Genomic DNA, 14,463 nt, shown 5'->3' with positions numbered 1-14,463 from the left:
AGCCATGAAGCCCGTGTTATGATCCGGGCATTATGCATGGTGCTTCTGATCTGACAGGTATTGTGATCGTCATCGTCGGCGCGGTGTTCTGCGGCATGGCGATGGTGCGGCTGAAACAGCCGGCGATCATCGGCTATATTTTCGCCGGGCTGTTGCTCGGCCCCAACGGATTGTCCCTGGTGGAAAACCGGGAAACGATCGATCTCCTCGCGCAATTGGGCGTCATCATGCTGCTGTTCTTTGTCGGCATGGAACTGAGCCTGCGCAGTTTCAGGACGATCTGGAAGGTCGCGCTGGTGACGGCGGCGGCGCAGATCGGGCTGTCGGTGGGGGCGCTGTATATCCTGGGCGCCCTGTTCGAATGGCCGCGAGAATGGGCGATCCTGTTCGGCTTCTGTCTGGCGCTGTCGTCCACCGCCGTGGCGGTGAAGGTGCTGGAGGATACGGGGGAGTTGCGGACCCACACGGGCCGGATCGCCGTCGGCATCCTGATCGCCCAAGATCTTGCCGTCGCGCCGATGCTGGTCGTGATCAGCAACATGGCGTCGGAGGCCGAAGGCGCGGTCATGAAGATGATCGTGGAAGTCGGCCTGTCGGTCGGCATCCTGTTGGCGCTGATCTTGTTCCTGACGCGAAGGACGAAGGTGAACCTGCCGTTCCATCGACTGGTGGGGAACAGTGCCGACCTGAAGCCGTTGGCCGCGCTGGCGCTTTGTTTCGGCGTCGCGTCGGTGGCGGGGGTCGTCGGCTTGTCCCCCGCCTTCGGGGCGTTCTTGGCGGGGCTTACCGTCGGGAACAGCGCCCAACGTCAGGAGGTTCACGAAAACGCCGGACCGATCCAGGCCGTCCTGATGATGGTCTTCTTCCTGTCGATCGGCCTGTTGCTGGACCTGCCCTTCGTCTGGGACAATTTCGGTCTGCTCTGCGGGTTGCTGTTCTTCGTCACCGTGTTCAAGACATTGCTGAATGCCGGAATCCTGCGGGCACAGGGGGAAAATTGGCAATGCGCCTTCTCCGTGTCCCTGGTCATCGGCCAGTTGGGGGAATTTTCCTTCGTCATGGCGGCGGCGGCGGCGTCCACGGCGCTGATCGGCAGCGACATTCACAAGATGATCGTCGCACTGACCGTGTTCTCGCTGATGGTCAGCCCTGTCCTGTTCGACTTCCACCGCCGTATCCGGCACCGGGCGGCGGGGCGGATTTCCAGTGTCGGCGGGCTGCTGCGTTTCGCCTATTTCCGCGAGTGGCAGGTGACCAAGCAGATTTCCCGCGCCGTCTTCGCCATGGTCTTCCGGGTGTCCGACTGGTTCTATGACCGGGCGTCGGGCTTACGCCGTCACGCGGCGAAGAAGATCCGCGAAACCCGTCCCTCCAAAACGGCTGTGAAAGCGGAAACCGCGCCCGAAGGAGGAACATCGACGGAAGCGCCCGCAAAGAAAGCGTCGGCGAAGAAACCCCGAGCAACGAGTCCGAACCCAGATGCCGCCAAAGAGTAGCGCGGAACCGGATAAGATGGGTCCCGACCTGACCTTCGAACGGGCGATGGCGGCGCGGTGCAACGGCGGGCCCGTCGCCGGTCTGGACGAGGTCGGTCGCGGTCCCTGGGCCGGTCCGGTCGTCGCCTGCGCGGTGGCGTTGCCCGATCCGTTGGATGACTTTGGCGGTTTGCCGCAGGCGGTTTTCGAGGCGCTGGACGATTCCAAGAAACTGACGGAAGCCCGGCGGGAAGCGCTCTTCGATCCATTGTCCCAAGCGGTATCGCATGCCTTCGGCGAGGCCAGCGTTCAGGAAATCGACGATCTAAACATCCTGCAGGCGAGCCTGCTGGCCATGCGCCGCGCTTTGGAAGGGCTGCCCGGTCCCGTCTGCGGGGCGCTGGTGGACGGAAACCGCGATCCGAATTTGGGCATGCCGACGGAACTGATCGTGAAAGGGGACGGGCGGTCCATTGCCATTGCGGCGGCCTCCATCCTGGCGAAAGTCAGGCGCGACCGGATGATGCAGGCGCTTGGGATGGCCTTTCCCGGCTACGGCTGGGAACGGAATATGGGCTATGGCACGAAGGAGCATCAGGCGGGGCTGGCGACCCTCGGCGTGACGGAGCATCACCGCAAGAGCTTCGCCCCCATCAAGGCCCGCCTTCAGATCGGCCTCAACATCTAGAGTCCTCTCTGGAATCCGAGACTCTATATATAGAAAAAATTTAGTAGAATCAGTTAGTTGTTGACCGATTCTCACAAAAGACTCAAGATTCGGGCCTCTGGCAAGCACATTGGGTCTTTTAAAATCATGAAGAAACTACCTGAGAATCAAATTCTCAAAGGGGATTGTATTGAAGTAATGCGGTCCCTCCCGGAAGAATCCGTGGATATGATCTTTGCGGACCCGCCGTATAACTTGCAGTTATCCGGTTCTCTTTACCGTCCGAATAATTCGAAGGTCGATGCCGTCGACGACGAATGGGACAAATTCGACAGTTTCGACGCCTATGACCGCTTCACCCGCGATTGGCTGGCCGCCGCGCGCCGGGTGTTGAAGCCGTCGGGCACGATTTGGGTGATCGGTAGCTATCACAACATTTTCCGCGTCGGCACGGCGTTGCAGAATATGGGTTTTTGGGTGCTGAACGACATCGTCTGGGTGAAAACCAATCCGATGCCGAATTTCAAGGGCCGTCGCTTCACCAATGCGCATGAAACCATGCTGTGGTGCTCCAAGGATCAGGACGCGCGCTATACCTTCAATTACGAGGCCATGAAGGCGTTGAACGACGACCTTCAAATGCGCAGCGACTGGACCATGCCGATCTGCAACGGCGGCGAACGCATCAAGGACGATAACGGCGACAAGGCACACCCGACGCAAAAGCCGGAAGCCCTGTTGCACCGTGTCCTGCTGTCCTCCACCGAACCGGGGCAGGTCGTGTTGGACCCGTTCCTGGGCAGCGGCACCACGGCCGCGATGGCGAAACGTTTGGGCCGCCGCTGGATCGGGATTGAGCGGGAAGATAAATATATCGAGGTCGCGAAGCGTCGCATTGCCGCCGAAGTACCGGTGACGGACCGCGAGGCGATCCAGCACACGACGCCGAAGCGTAAGGAACCGCGCATTCCGTTCGGACTGTTGGTCGAACGCGGCATGCTGACCCCCGGTACGGTTCTGGTCAGCCCCTGCAAGCGGTTCACGGCGAAGGTGCGGGCCGATGGGACGATCATTTCGGCCGAACATCGCGGTTCCATCCATCAGGTGGGCGCGGCGGTGCAGGGCGCGCCGTCCTGCAACGGCTGGACCTATTGGCAGCTTCCGACGGACCGCACCGCCGTGCCGATCGACGCCTTCCGCCAGAAAATCCGCGCGGAACTGCATTGATCCGACCACGGATCGAATTGCGAGAGCCCCCGCTTCGGCGGGGGTTTTTGTTTAGGGCTGTCGTCCCCGTCGATCAGGCAGGACTGGTTTCTTGCATCAGCGCCGCGCCCAAATGCTTCGCTGCCTGAACCGCATTGTCACCGTGCAGGGGCCAGCTTTGCGTCAATCCTTCCAGGATGATCATCAGTTCGGTCTCATGACCGACGAGATGCAATGCGCCTGCCCCACGAAAGGCGACGTCGGCCTTGTGGTCTTGCAGTAGCTTGCGAAGCCGCTCGTCCCCCGGTGCCGCTGCAACCGCGGTATGGAACAGGCAACCATGCGAGGATTCCCGCCGCATCCACGACCCGACGCGATCCATAAGCGCCGGCAGGGCGTCCGAGGGTGTCGCAGGCAGGTCGTCGAACATGTGGGACAGATAGCGTCGGTGACGGTGTTCCAACGCCGCATAGACCATTTCACTGCGGGACGGCGCGTATTTGTAGAGCGTCCGCAGGCTTACCCCCGCCGCGTCGCGCAGGTCTTCCACACTCGGTTCGGCAAAGCCCTGGGTCGCGAAGGCGCGTTCCAGTCCCGCCGCAATTTTCGTCATCGTATCGATCATGCTTGACGATGTAGAGTAATCCCTCTACCTACGCAAGTAGAAGGATTGCTCTACTGCAAGAAAGGACATGCGATGACGCTGCCGACGGTAATGACGGGCATGGTGCTGACCGGCCATGGCGGGCTTGAGAAATTGGAATGGCGCGACGACTTGCGCGTTCCGGAACCGGCCGCCGGGGAAGTGTTGATCCGGGTATCGGCCTCGGCGGTCAACAACACGGATATCAATACGAGAACCGGCTGGTATTCGAAGGCGGTTCGCGGCGATACCGCGTCCGGCGCAGGCGGCGGCTACGGCGACGATGTTGTGGCCGACGGGGCCTGGTCGGGCGAGGCCTTGGCGTTTCCACGCATCCAGGGGACCGATTGTTGCGGCACGATCGTGGCTGTCGGTCCGGGCGTCGCGCAGACCCGAATAGGGGAGAGGGTCCTCGTTCGGGCGCTTCAGTCGATTGTCGGACCCGACGGCGACCGCCGCGTGGCAACCTTCGGATCGGAATGCGATGGCGGATTTGCGGAATATACGGTCGCGGCCGATCGCGATGCGGTCACGGTAAATTCCACTTTGTCGGATGTCGAACTGGCGTCGTTTCCCTGCGCGTTTTCGACGGCGGAAGGGATGATCCAACGTTCCGCCTTGGGGGTGGAACGGGTTTTGATATCCGGTGCGTCCGGTGGGGTCGGATCGGCGGCAATCCAATTGGCAAAGCGTCGCGGTGCCCATGTAACGGCGATCACAAGTGCGGACAAGGCGGCGGACCTGCGCGCTTTGGGGGCGGATCAAACCATGATGCGGCAGGACGCGATCCCGAAACGCCAGTTCGACGTGGTGCTGGACCTTGTCGGCGGACCGCGATGGGACGATATGATCGATGCGTTGCGGGACGGGGGGCGCTATGTCACGGCGGGCGCCATCGCCGGGCCGATCGTGGAACTCGATCTTCGCACGCTGTATCTGCGCGACCTTACCTTGATGGGATGCACCTATCAGGCGGATTCGGTATTCACCGATTTGATCGGATATATCGAGGCGGGCGAGATTCGCCCGGCGGTCGCGGAAACCTACGCCCTGCGGGATCTTCGGGCGGCGCAAGAAGCCTTCGTCGCGAAGTCCCATATCGGAAAGATCGGCATCGCCGTCGCATAGTCGCGGCAGGGGGTCTTGACCCGCCGTAACGAAGCTGTAATGTCCGCGTCAGACATCTCCTCGGGGTGCCGTCGGTTTCGAGTCGACGGCTGAGAGGCGGGAACCCGCCGACCCGTGGAACCTGAACCGGTTCGGACCGGCGTAGGGAAGGGAGATTTTCGGGTGACGCGACAGAACCCGTATCGATAAATCCCCCTTCATTCCCGATCCGATCCGCTGATTTGACGAGGCGGACCCTTGGACGTTTTTGAACTGGCAGACTTGGCGCAGGACCTGTTGCGGCGGATCGAAGACCGCGCCGTGCGGGTGCATTGCCTGACGAATTCCGTGGCGCAGCCGATCACGGCGAACGCCTTGCTGGCCATCGGCGCCGTGCCCAGTCTGACCGCCGATGCGGAAGAACTGTCCGAATTCGTGGACAGCGCCGATGCGCTGTTGGTCAATCTGGGGACGCCGACCCAGGAACGCCGTGCAGCCTGGGTCGCGGCGGCGGTGCAAGCAAGCGGGTCCGGCAAACCCTGGGTCCTGGACCCCGTCATGGTCGACCGGGCCGCCGGTCGCCTGGACGCCGCGCAGGCCCTGTTGACTTTCCGGCCGGACGCCATCCGCTGCAATGCGGGGGAGGCCGCGCGCCTATCCCTGGATGGGTTCACGGGCATCCTGGCCCGGACCGGCGCGGAAGACAGAATCTCCCAAAACGCGAACAGCGCCAGCTTATCGGCTGGGCACCCCTATCTTGCGAAGGTCACGGCGGCGGGCTGTGCCTTGTCCGCGATATTGGCGGCTTTTCTAGCCGTGGGCCGCGACGATCCCTTCGCCGCGACGGTTGCGGGACTGGCAAGTTTTGGCGCAGCGGGTGCTATGGCGGGGAAACGCGCGGAAGGGCCGGGCAGTTTTGCGGTCGCCCTGCTGGATTCCCTGTCGACCCTGGATGCTGCGGCGATCCGAGAAACCGTTACCGCTTTCACCGATGACCGGAAGGAGACCGCGCAATGAGACGCGATTTCGACCTTTCTCTCTATTTCATTGTCGGACCCAGCCATGTCGCGGGCGATCCCGTGGCCCTGGTGCAGGCGGCGGTCCAGGGCGGCGTGTCCCTGATCCAATTGCGCGACAAGACGTCCGGTACCCGCCAGATGGTGGACAGCGCGAGACGCTTGCTGACCGTGCTGAACGGCACGGGGGTGAAGTTGTTCATCAACGACCGTGTGGATGTCGCCTTGGCCTGCGGTGCCTATGGCGTGCATCTGGGCGCGAGCGACATGACCCCGGAAGACGCGCGGCGGATCGCGGGCGATGGGCTTGCCATCGGTGTGACGGTGAAGACCGTCGATGAGGTTCGGCGGATCGACCCTGCGATCGTGGATTATGCCTCCATCGGCGGGGTTTTCGACACGAAAAGCAAACAGAATGACAGCGCGCCCTTGGGCCTGAGCGGATTGCGGGAAATGGTATCGGCGCTGGATGCCCTTGCCCCGGAGATGCCGCGTTGCGCCATTGCCGGGATCGATCTGGAAAAGGCCGGATCGGTCGCGGCCTGTGGCTTGGACGGCGTCTGCACGATCAGTGCGATTGCCCTGGCCCCGAATGCGGAAGATGCCGCGCGGGCCATCCGTCAGACAGTCGATGCCAATAAGCGTGGCCGGGAAAGCGCCTTCGCATGACCCGTCATACCCCCATTGCGATGACAATCGCCGGATCGGACAGTGGCGGTGGCGCCGGGATTCAGGCCGATCTGAAGACCTTTTCCGCGCTGGGCGTCTATGGCTGTTCGGTCATCGCCGCGCTGACGGCGCAGAATACAAGGGCCGTGACGGGTATCTTCCCCATCGACCCGGGTTTCGTGCGTCAGCAGATCGATACCGTTTTCGCCGATATCGCCGTCGATGCGGTCAAGATCGGCATGCTGGGCGACGTGGCGACGATCCGCGCCGTTCGGGACGGATTGGCCGCGAATAGTCCGAAATGGATCGTGCTTGACCCGGTCATGGTCGCGAAAAGCGGCGATGCGCTGCTGGCGCGGGACGCCGTTGCCGCGCTGGTCGGGGACATGCTGCCCCTGGCCGATATCGTGACGCCGAACCTGCCGGAGGCCGCGGCGATTCTGGACGACGCGGAGGAAGCCGCCGGACAGGACGCCATGGAGGAAACCGCGCGGCGCCTGCACGCCATGGGACCGAAGGCGGTATTGCTTAAAGGGGGGCACCTGAAAGGCGCGGATTCGTCGGACCTGTTGTTCGACGGGGCCGACATGGTCTGGCTGCCGTCGCAACGGATTGAAACCAAGAACACCCATGGCACCGGTTGCACGCTGTCCAGCGCGATCGCCGCCGGGCTGGCCAAGGGGTTGAGCGTGCGAGACGCAGTGATTGAGGCCAAAGCCTATATCGGCCGCGCCATCGCCGCCGCCGACACGCTGACCATCGGATCGGGGCACGGTCCCGTCCACCACTTCCACGCATACTGGCCGGAGAACGGATGATGACGAAACAAACGACACGCCGTGGACTGATCGCAGGCGCCGCTGCAGGATTGGCGGCGAGCGCCGTCGCAACCCCCGCTATTGCCGATGGAAACCGTAAATGGCGGATGCTGACATCCTGGCCGAAGGGATCGCCGGGACCGGGACAGTCGGCGGATCGGCTGGCGAAACGGATCACAGACGCATCCGACGGCCGGATTTCCATCAAGGTCTATGGCGCGGGCGAGGTTGTTTCCGGGTTTGAGGTGTTCGATGCGGTCGCGGGCGGCACCGCCGAAATGGCGCATACGGCCGCCGCCTATTGGACTGGAAAGACGGCGGCGGCAGCCTTTTTCACCACCGTACCGTTCGGCCTGACCTCGCGCGAACACATGGCCTGGATTTATCACGGCGGCGGACAAGCCCTGTGGGACAAATTGTACGAACCCTTCGGGATCAAGCCGTTCATGGCCGGCAATACCGGCATGCAGATGGGTGGCTGGTTCAAGCAGCCGATCCGGTCGCTGGACGACTTCAAGGGCCTTAAAATCCGTATCATCGGCTTCGGCGGCGATATTTATCGGCGGCTGGGGGCGACGACCGTCGCCATGCCGGCGTCCGATATCTTCACGAATTTGGCGTCCGGGGCGATCGACGCGGCGGAATTCCTGGGACCATGGAGCGACGAGGCCTTCGGCTTCTACAAGGTCGCGCCTTATTACGTCTGGCCCGGCTTCAACAAACCGAATGGGACCGGCGAATGCCTGATCCGGCGGGACTTGTTCGAGGAATTGCCGGTCGATTTGCAGACCGTGGTTCAGGATGCCTGCATCGCCGAACATGCCTATGCCCTGGCAGAGGCGGATTGGAAGAACGCAGACGCGCTGGAACGGCTGGTTTCCGAACGCGGCGTCACCCTGATGCCCCTGCCGGACGATTTGATCGCGGCGGCGAGGACGGAGGCGCGTCTGGTATTGGATGCCGCCTTGGCCGAAGCCCCTCTCGGCAAGGAGATCGAAGACTCCTATGCCGAGGCGCAGCGGAAGGCGAAAGGCTGGGGCGCGGTCGGGGCCGCCGCCTATCAGTCGATCCGGGACGCCTGACCCGTGACTGCCGTTCTTCCCCAAATGCCGGGCGTGTCGATCCACGGCGCGGCCCTGGCTTATGCCGGACGGACGGTGTTCGATGATTTGGACCTGTCGCTGCCGGGGGGGGAATGGACGGCTCTATTGGGGCCCAGCGGTGTCGGCAAGTCCAGCCTGCTGCGTCTTATCGCGGGATTGCCTGCCGCTGGGGGGACGGCGGCGGGGTCGGTCCGGGCGACGGACGGTGCCTCGCTTGCCGGACGGATCGCCTATATGGCGCAGCGCGATCTGCTGCTGCCCTGGCTTAGCGTGTTGGACAATGTCAGGCTGGGTGCGCGGATGCGCGGTAAGGGGAGGGACGCGGACTCCCGGCGCGTTGCCATGCACCTGCTGGACACGATGGGGCTTGCGGACCGCGCGACGGATCGGCCGGGGTCGCTGTCCGGCGGCATGCGGCAACGCGTGGCTCTCGCCCGGACACTGTTTGAAGACGCCCCCATCGTCCTGATGGACGAACCGTTTTCCGCGCTGGATGCGGTGACGCGGTTTCAGTTGCAGGAAATGGCGGCGTCCCTGCTGTCCGGCCGGACGGTCCTGTTGGTCACCCATGACCCGATGGAAGCGCTGCGCCTCGCCGGGCGGATCATGATCCTGTCGGGTAGCCCGGCGCGGCTGCGGTCGGCGGGCGATCCGCCAGCCCTATCTATCCCCCGCGATCCGTTCCAGCCGGAAATGGCGGAACGGGCCGCATTGCTGTTTCAGCAGTTGGGCAGCGGGTCCCTGGAGGGGGCTGCGTCATGAAAGTCTTACGACCGATCCTGACTTTCCTGGGGCTTGTCGTCCTGTGGAAGGTCCTGGTTTCGCTGACCGGTGTGCCGGACTTCATCCTGCCCGGACCGGAACGGGTCGCTACGGTTTTGATCGACCGGGCCGGGGTGATCCTGCCCCATGCGGTGACGACCGGGATGGAGATTGTGATCGGTATGGCCGTCGGCACCGTTTTCGGCGGGACCAGTGCCTTGGTTTTGACGGTGTCCGCCCCGGCGCGGCGCTGGGTGCTGCCGGTCTTGGTGGTCAGTCAGGCGCTTCCCGTCTTCGCCCTCGCGCCGTTGCTGGTCCTCTGGCTGGGTTATGGCCTTGTGTCCAAGGTCGCGATGGCCGTGTTGATTATCTATTTCCCGGTCACGGCGGCTTTTTATGACGGGCTTCGACGGGTCGATCCGGGATGGCTGGACCTCGCCCGGGTCATGGGCGGGTCGACACGATCCGTCCTGCGCGTGATCCGCGTTCCGGCGGCGATGCCTGCCTTCGGGTCCGGCCTTCGGGTCGCCGCGGCCGTCGCGCCGATCGGCGCCGTGGTCGGCGAATGGGTCGGGTCGGCGGGTGGGCTCGGTTACCTGATGCTGCATGCCAATGGCCGTATGCAGACCGATTTGATGTTCGCCAGCCTGTTCGTTCTCGCGCTGATGGCGCTCACCCTCTACGCGCTGGTCGATCTCATCGCCCGGCGGCTCGCGTATTGGCAGCCGGAAAACGGCTTCGCTTGATGGTATCAAGAAAGGAACCGCAAATGACCTCAATGAAGCGTATCGCCCTGGCAACGGGCCTGTTCGCCGGTCTGATGTTCTCAGTCCTTATGACAGCCGCCCAAGCGCAGGCGGCGGACAAGATGACCGTCCTGCTGGACTGGTTCGTGAACCCGGACCACGCGGCCCTGATCGTCGCGCGGGAAAAGGGGTTCTTCGAAGCGGAAGGCCTGGATGTCGATCTGATCGCGCCCGCCGACCCGAACGATCCGCCGAAGCTGGTCGCGGCGGGCAAGGCGGATCTTGCCGTTTCCTACCAGCCGCAACTGCATCTGATGGCGGATCAGGGGCTGCCGCTGGTCCGGGTCGGCACCTTGGTCGACCAGCCGTTGAACAGCCTTGTCGTGCTGGAAGATGGGCCGATCCAGTCGATCGCGGATTTGAAAGGACGCAAGGTCGGCTTTTCGGTCGGTGGCTTCGAAGACGCGCTTCTGGGCGAAATGCTGAAACACGCGGGCCTCACCCTTTCGGATATCGAACTGGTCAACGTCAATTGGTCGCTGTCGCCGTCGATGATCGCGGGGCAGGTCGATGCGGTGATCGGTGCCTTCCGCAATTTCGAACTGAACCAGATGGATATCGTCGGGCGTCCGGGCCGGGCCTTTCTGCCGGAAGAACACGGCGTGCCGACTTACGACGAATTGATCCTATTGTCCCATTCGGACCATATTGATGACCCGCGTCTGCCGCGTTTCCTGAAGGCGCTGACCGCCGCGACGGCCTATATCCGCGCCAATCCGGAAGAAGCCTGGATGGCCTTCGCCGCGATCGATCCGGCGCTGGATGACGAATTGAACCACCGGGCCTGGGGCGACACGGTGCCGCTGTTGGCCACCGATCCGGGGGCGCTGGACGTCGCGCGTTACGATGCTTTCGCCGGTTTCATGCAGGATGCGGGGCTGACCCAGACCACACCGCCGGTCGAAACTTATGCAGTGGATGTCCGGTAATGGCCGATCTATTCGACAGGCTAAAGGCGGAGTGCGCGGCGGATTGGCATGCCTATACCGACCATGCCTTCGTGCGCGGACTGGCGGATGGCAGTTTGCCGGAGGCCGCGTTCCGCCACTACCTGACGCAGGATTACCTGTTCCTGATCCATTTCGCGCGTGCCTTTGCCCTGGCCGGATACAAGGCGAAGACCCTTGACGATATCAAACGAGCGAAGGAGGGAATATCCGCCATCGTCGATGTGGAGCTGTCCCTGCATCTGTCCTATTGCGAGAAATGGGGGATCGGCCCGGCCGATCTTACCGATTTGCCGGAGGCCGTGGAGAATATGGCCTATACCCGCTATGTCCTGGAACGAGGCATGGCGGGCGATCTGCTGGACCTGCATATCGCACTGGCGCCCTGCATGTTGGGCTATGGAGAAATCGGCAAGCGGTTGGCGGCGGACCCGGCGACGCGGCGAGTCGGCAACCCTTATCTGGAGTGGATCGAGATGTATGCGGGCGAGGAATGCCAGAACGCCTGCGCGGAAGAACGGGAATATATCGCGTCCCTGGCCGATGGGATCGGGGAGGCGCGTTTCAATGAACTGTCCCGCTGCTTCCGGGATGCGACGCGGTTGGAAATCGGCTTCTGGCAAATGGGCCTTGACGCGGTGCGGACCTAGAGGACTAAACCTGCGTGGCCCCTAAACCTGCGTGGCCCCCTAAATCTGCGTGGCCCGGGCGCGTTCCTTTGCGGCGCGTTTCCGGGCCAGCCTTTCGCGCCGGTTGTGCGCCATGATCCGCTGCTTTTCCCGAAACTTTTTCAGGAATTTCATGGTCAGGTAATAGCCGCCCCAGGTACCGATAATAGTCCATGGAATGCAGCCGACGAAGAGCGGCAGCCCCCATGTCTTGAAGATTTCGTGGGTGTAGACCCACAGGGATTCCAGGAACCCCGAATCCTGCGCCAGCACGGAATCGATATGGGCCCGGAAATCGGCGAAGCCCAGATCGGTCGTATCGCCCAACATCAACCGCCCGGTCATGAGACAGAGATAGTAGTAGAAGGGGGCGGTCAGAACGTTGGTCGGCCACGTCCAGGCCAGGGCGACGATCAGGTTGAATTTCCAGTCGCTGCGCAGCGCCTTCAGAATGCCCCAGAAAACGAGGATCATCGGCATTTGGATGCCGACCGTCGGCGTCAGACCGAAAAACAGGCCGATCGCAGTGCCACGCGCAGTGTAGGAACCGTCATGTCGGCCCCGGGCAATCGGCACGACCAACCGATATTTCAACAGGCGTGCGATGCGGGACAGGCGCTTCGGCGGCTCCCCCTGTCCTTGCGGGGCGCCTCCTGCACTATTGGTCTGTTCGGTTTCCGTCATTCTCAATTGGCGGCCCTACGGTCTTTCACGGGAGGCAACTTAATGCCATATCCTTATCAGGCAATTAAAGAATGGCCAAAAAACGGCGAAGTCGGAAATCTTAATATTCCGCCGAAAATTCGGCCTGAAAACGAGGAGAAGGAAGATGAGCGGAGACGCCGCCGTCCGAACCCATGCGGACAATCCGGGGATCGCGATCCTGAAACAGCGCTTCGGCGACCGAGCGTCCACCGCGGAATCGGTGCGCGAACATCACGGGCGCGGCGAAGGCTGGTTCCCGACCATGCCGCCCGATCTCGTGATTTATGCGCATACGACAGAGGAAGTGGCAGAGATCGTGACGGTCTGTGCCGAATACCGTATTCCGGTCATTCCCTTCGGCACCGGGACGTCGCTGGAAGGGCATGTTTCCGCCCTGCACGGCGGGGTTACCGTTGACCTGTCCCAGATGGACGCGGTCCTGTCGGTGAACACGGAAGACTTGGATTGCCGCGTGCAGGCCGGTGTGACCCGGAAACAACTGAACGAACATATCCGCGATACGGGGCTGTTCTTCCCCATCGATCCGGGCGCGAATGCCAGCCTGGGCGGGATGGCGTCGACCCGTGCGTCGGGTACCAACGCGGTGCGTTACGGCACCATGCGCGAAAACGTGTTGGGCCTGACGGTGGTGACGGCGGATGGACGCATCGTGAAGACCGGCGGCCGGGCCAGGAAGTCGGCGGCGGGATATGACCTGACGCGCCTCTTCGTCGGGTCCGAAGGGACGCTGGGGATTATCACCGAAGTCCAATTGCGTCTCTATGGCATTCCGGAGTCGATTTCGTCCGCCGTCTGCCAGTTCCCCGATCTGGAAAGCGCGGTGAACACCGTCATCCTGACCATTCAGTCCGGCATCCCCGTCGCACGGATCGAATTATTGGACGAAGTTCAGATGGCGGCCTGCATCGCCTATTCGAAACTCGAAGGCTTCGAGCCGGCCGTGACCATGTTCTTCGAATTCCACGGCACCGAAGCCAGCGTCGACGAGCAGGCCGCACAGGTTCAGGCGATTTCCACCGACTTCGGCGGTAGCGCCTTCACCTGGGCGAAACTGGCGGAAGACCGAACGGTCCTTTGGGAGGCGCGTCACAACGCATTCTATGCCGCGCTTGCCGCCGCACCGGGCAAAAAGGGGCTGGCGACCGATGCCTGCGTGCCGATTTCGAAACTGGCGGATTGTATCCTCGAAACGAAACAGGACGTCACGGATACGGGTGTCTTCGCCCCGATCGTCGGCCATGTCGGCGACGGCAATTTCCATCTGTGTCTGATGTTCGATCCGGACGACCCGGAAGACCTTGCCCGCGCCAAGGGGATCGTGGAACGCCTGAATCACCGGGCTATCGCCTTCGGCGGCACCTGCACCGGCGAGCACGGCATTGGTTATGGCAAGATGTCCTATCTCACCGCCGAACATGGTGAGGCGGTCTCCCTGATGCGGGATATCAAAAAGGCGTTCGATCCGAACAACATCATGAATCCCGGCAAGATCGTTTCCATCTGACGATCGCGCGGATACGAAAAAGCCGGCCTCGGATTGTCTCCGGCGGCCGGCTTTCTTTTTGGAAAGCGACGATAGGGGGTCACGCTCTCCAGAACGGTTTCGCGGCTTCCCGCAGGGCTTCTTCGCGGGTCATGCCGATGTCGTCCAGTCGTTCGCGCGGCATCTCTTCCAAGGCGCGGCGGTTCTGCCAACGGGCGTGCCATTTCACGATCAGCGCGCCGACCGTCAAACCGTCCCGTTCCAGCGCATCGGCGTAGGATTCGAAGTTTCCGTGGCTTGCATAATCACTCATGGCTCAGTCCTCTCAGTTGGGTTCTCGCTTTCGATGTGAATAAGGTAATGCTTG

General features: G+C 62.5%; 16 protein-coding genes and 1 riboswitch. Of the genes, 13 read left to right on the top strand and 3 right to left on the bottom strand.

Annotated elements, in window-relative coordinates; all coding sequences use genetic code 11:
* Window positions 1-32: 32 nt before the first annotated feature.
* From HH303_RS01940 to HH303_RS01930, 3 genes are all read left to right on the top strand, one after another.
* Window positions 33-1,496 carry a cation:proton antiporter gene (locus HH303_RS01940; RefSeq protein WP_169623515.1) on the top strand — a complete coding sequence of 488 codons (1,464 nt, stop codon included), beginning with the start codon at window positions 33-35 and terminating at the stop codon, window positions 1,494-1,496.
* Between the two features lie 16 nt (window positions 1,497-1,512).
* Window positions 1,513-2,163 (top strand): ribonuclease HII, encoded by a 651-nt coding sequence (locus HH303_RS01935; protein ID WP_169623514.1) that lies wholly within the window; start codon window positions 1,513-1,515, stop codon window positions 2,161-2,163.
* Between the two features lie 126 nt (window positions 2,164-2,289).
* The gene (locus tag HH303_RS01930) at window positions 2,290-3,369 is read left to right on the top strand and encodes a site-specific DNA-methyltransferase (protein ID WP_169623513.1); all 1,080 of its coding nucleotides are present in this window, start codon (window positions 2,290-2,292) and stop codon (window positions 3,367-3,369) included.
* 73 nt (window positions 3,370-3,442) lie between these two features.
* Here the strand turns inward: HH303_RS01930 and HH303_RS01925 are convergent, their stop codons facing one another.
* The gene (locus HH303_RS01925) at window positions 3,443-3,961 is read right to left on the bottom strand and encodes a TetR/AcrR family transcriptional regulator (RefSeq protein ID WP_227421467.1); all 519 of its coding nucleotides are present in this window, start codon (window positions 3,959-3,961) and stop codon (window positions 3,443-3,445) included.
* Between the two features lie 84 nt (window positions 3,962-4,045).
* On the opposite strand from HH303_RS01925, the gene HH303_RS01920 reads away from it, so the two are divergent.
* The 9 genes from HH303_RS01920 (at window position 4,046) to tenA (ending at window position 11,869) form a co-directional block, all read left to right on the top strand.
* Window positions 4,046-5,119 carry an alcohol dehydrogenase family protein gene (locus HH303_RS01920; RefSeq protein WP_169623511.1) on the top strand — a complete coding sequence of 358 codons (1,074 nt, stop codon included), beginning with the start codon at window positions 4,046-4,048 and terminating at the stop codon, window positions 5,117-5,119.
* Between the two features lie 51 nt (window positions 5,120-5,170).
* Window positions 5,171-5,285: riboswitch (TPP riboswitch) on the top strand.
* Between the two features lie 71 nt (window positions 5,286-5,356).
* The gene (locus HH303_RS01915; RefSeq protein WP_169623510.1) at window positions 5,357-6,115 is read left to right on the top strand and encodes a hydroxyethylthiazole kinase; all 759 of its coding nucleotides are present in this window, start codon (window positions 5,357-5,359) and stop codon (window positions 6,113-6,115) included.
* Window positions 6,112-6,783 carry a thiamine phosphate synthase gene (gene thiE, locus HH303_RS01910; protein WP_169623509.1) on the top strand — a complete coding sequence of 224 codons (672 nt, stop codon included), beginning with the start codon at window positions 6,112-6,114 and terminating at the stop codon, window positions 6,781-6,783. The genes HH303_RS01915 and thiE overlap by 4 nt, the downstream gene beginning before the upstream one ends.
* A complete protein-coding gene (thiD, locus tag HH303_RS01905; protein ID WP_169623508.1) occupies window positions 6,780-7,601 on the top strand; it encodes a bifunctional hydroxymethylpyrimidine kinase/phosphomethylpyrimidine kinase in 822 nt (273 codons plus the stop codon). Before thiE ends, thiD begins: the two co-directional genes overlap by 4 nt.
* The gene (locus tag HH303_RS01900; protein WP_169623507.1) at window positions 7,598-8,683 is read left to right on the top strand and encodes a TRAP transporter substrate-binding protein; all 1,086 of its coding nucleotides are present in this window, start codon (window positions 7,598-7,600) and stop codon (window positions 8,681-8,683) included. The genes thiD and HH303_RS01900 overlap by 4 nt, the downstream gene beginning before the upstream one ends.
* Window positions 8,684-8,686: 3 nt before the next feature.
* Window positions 8,687-9,466 carry an ABC transporter ATP-binding protein gene (locus HH303_RS01895; RefSeq protein WP_319637280.1) on the top strand — a complete coding sequence of 260 codons (780 nt, stop codon included), beginning with the start codon at window positions 8,687-8,689 and terminating at the stop codon, window positions 9,464-9,466.
* A complete protein-coding gene (locus HH303_RS01890) occupies window positions 9,463-10,212 on the top strand; it encodes an ABC transporter permease (protein WP_169623506.1) in 750 nt (249 codons plus the stop codon). The genes HH303_RS01895 and HH303_RS01890 overlap by 4 nt, the downstream gene beginning before the upstream one ends.
* Window positions 10,213-10,244: 32 nt before the next feature.
* Entirely contained in the window at window positions 10,245-11,201 is a 957-nt protein-coding gene (locus HH303_RS01885; protein WP_169624138.1) for an ABC transporter substrate-binding protein, read from the top strand.
* The gene (tenA, locus tag HH303_RS01880; protein WP_169623505.1) at window positions 11,201-11,869 is read left to right on the top strand and encodes a thiaminase II; all 669 of its coding nucleotides are present in this window, start codon (window positions 11,201-11,203) and stop codon (window positions 11,867-11,869) included. Before HH303_RS01885 ends, tenA begins: the two co-directional genes overlap by 1 nt.
* A gap of 39 nt (window positions 11,870-11,908) precedes the next feature.
* On the opposite strand, the gene HH303_RS01875 is transcribed toward tenA, so the two are convergent.
* On the bottom strand, window positions 11,909-12,571 hold the full coding sequence (locus tag HH303_RS01875) for a DUF2062 domain-containing protein (protein WP_169623504.1): 663 nt from the start codon (window positions 12,569-12,571) through the stop codon (window positions 11,909-11,911).
* A gap of 145 nt (window positions 12,572-12,716) precedes the next feature.
* Here HH303_RS01875 and HH303_RS01870 point away from each other — a divergent pair, with 145 nt between their 5' ends.
* Entirely contained in the window at window positions 12,717-14,117 is a 1,401-nt protein-coding gene (locus HH303_RS01870) for an FAD-binding oxidoreductase (protein ID WP_169623503.1), read from the top strand.
* 79 nt (window positions 14,118-14,196) lie between these two features.
* Here the strand turns inward: HH303_RS01870 and HH303_RS01865 are convergent, their stop codons facing one another.
* The gene (locus HH303_RS01865; RefSeq protein ID WP_169623502.1) at window positions 14,197-14,409 is read right to left on the bottom strand and encodes a DUF1127 domain-containing protein; all 213 of its coding nucleotides are present in this window, start codon (window positions 14,407-14,409) and stop codon (window positions 14,197-14,199) included.
* Window positions 14,410-14,463: the final 54 nt, after the last annotated feature.

This window comes from Pacificispira spongiicola (genome assembly GCF_012926505.1).
GTDB classification, from domain to species: Bacteria; Pseudomonadota; Alphaproteobacteria; order UBA8366; family Aestuariispiraceae; genus Pacificispira; species Pacificispira spongiicola.
The sequence above is the reverse complement of the archived record's forward strand: the minus strand, read 5'-3'. Positions and strand labels throughout refer to the sequence as shown.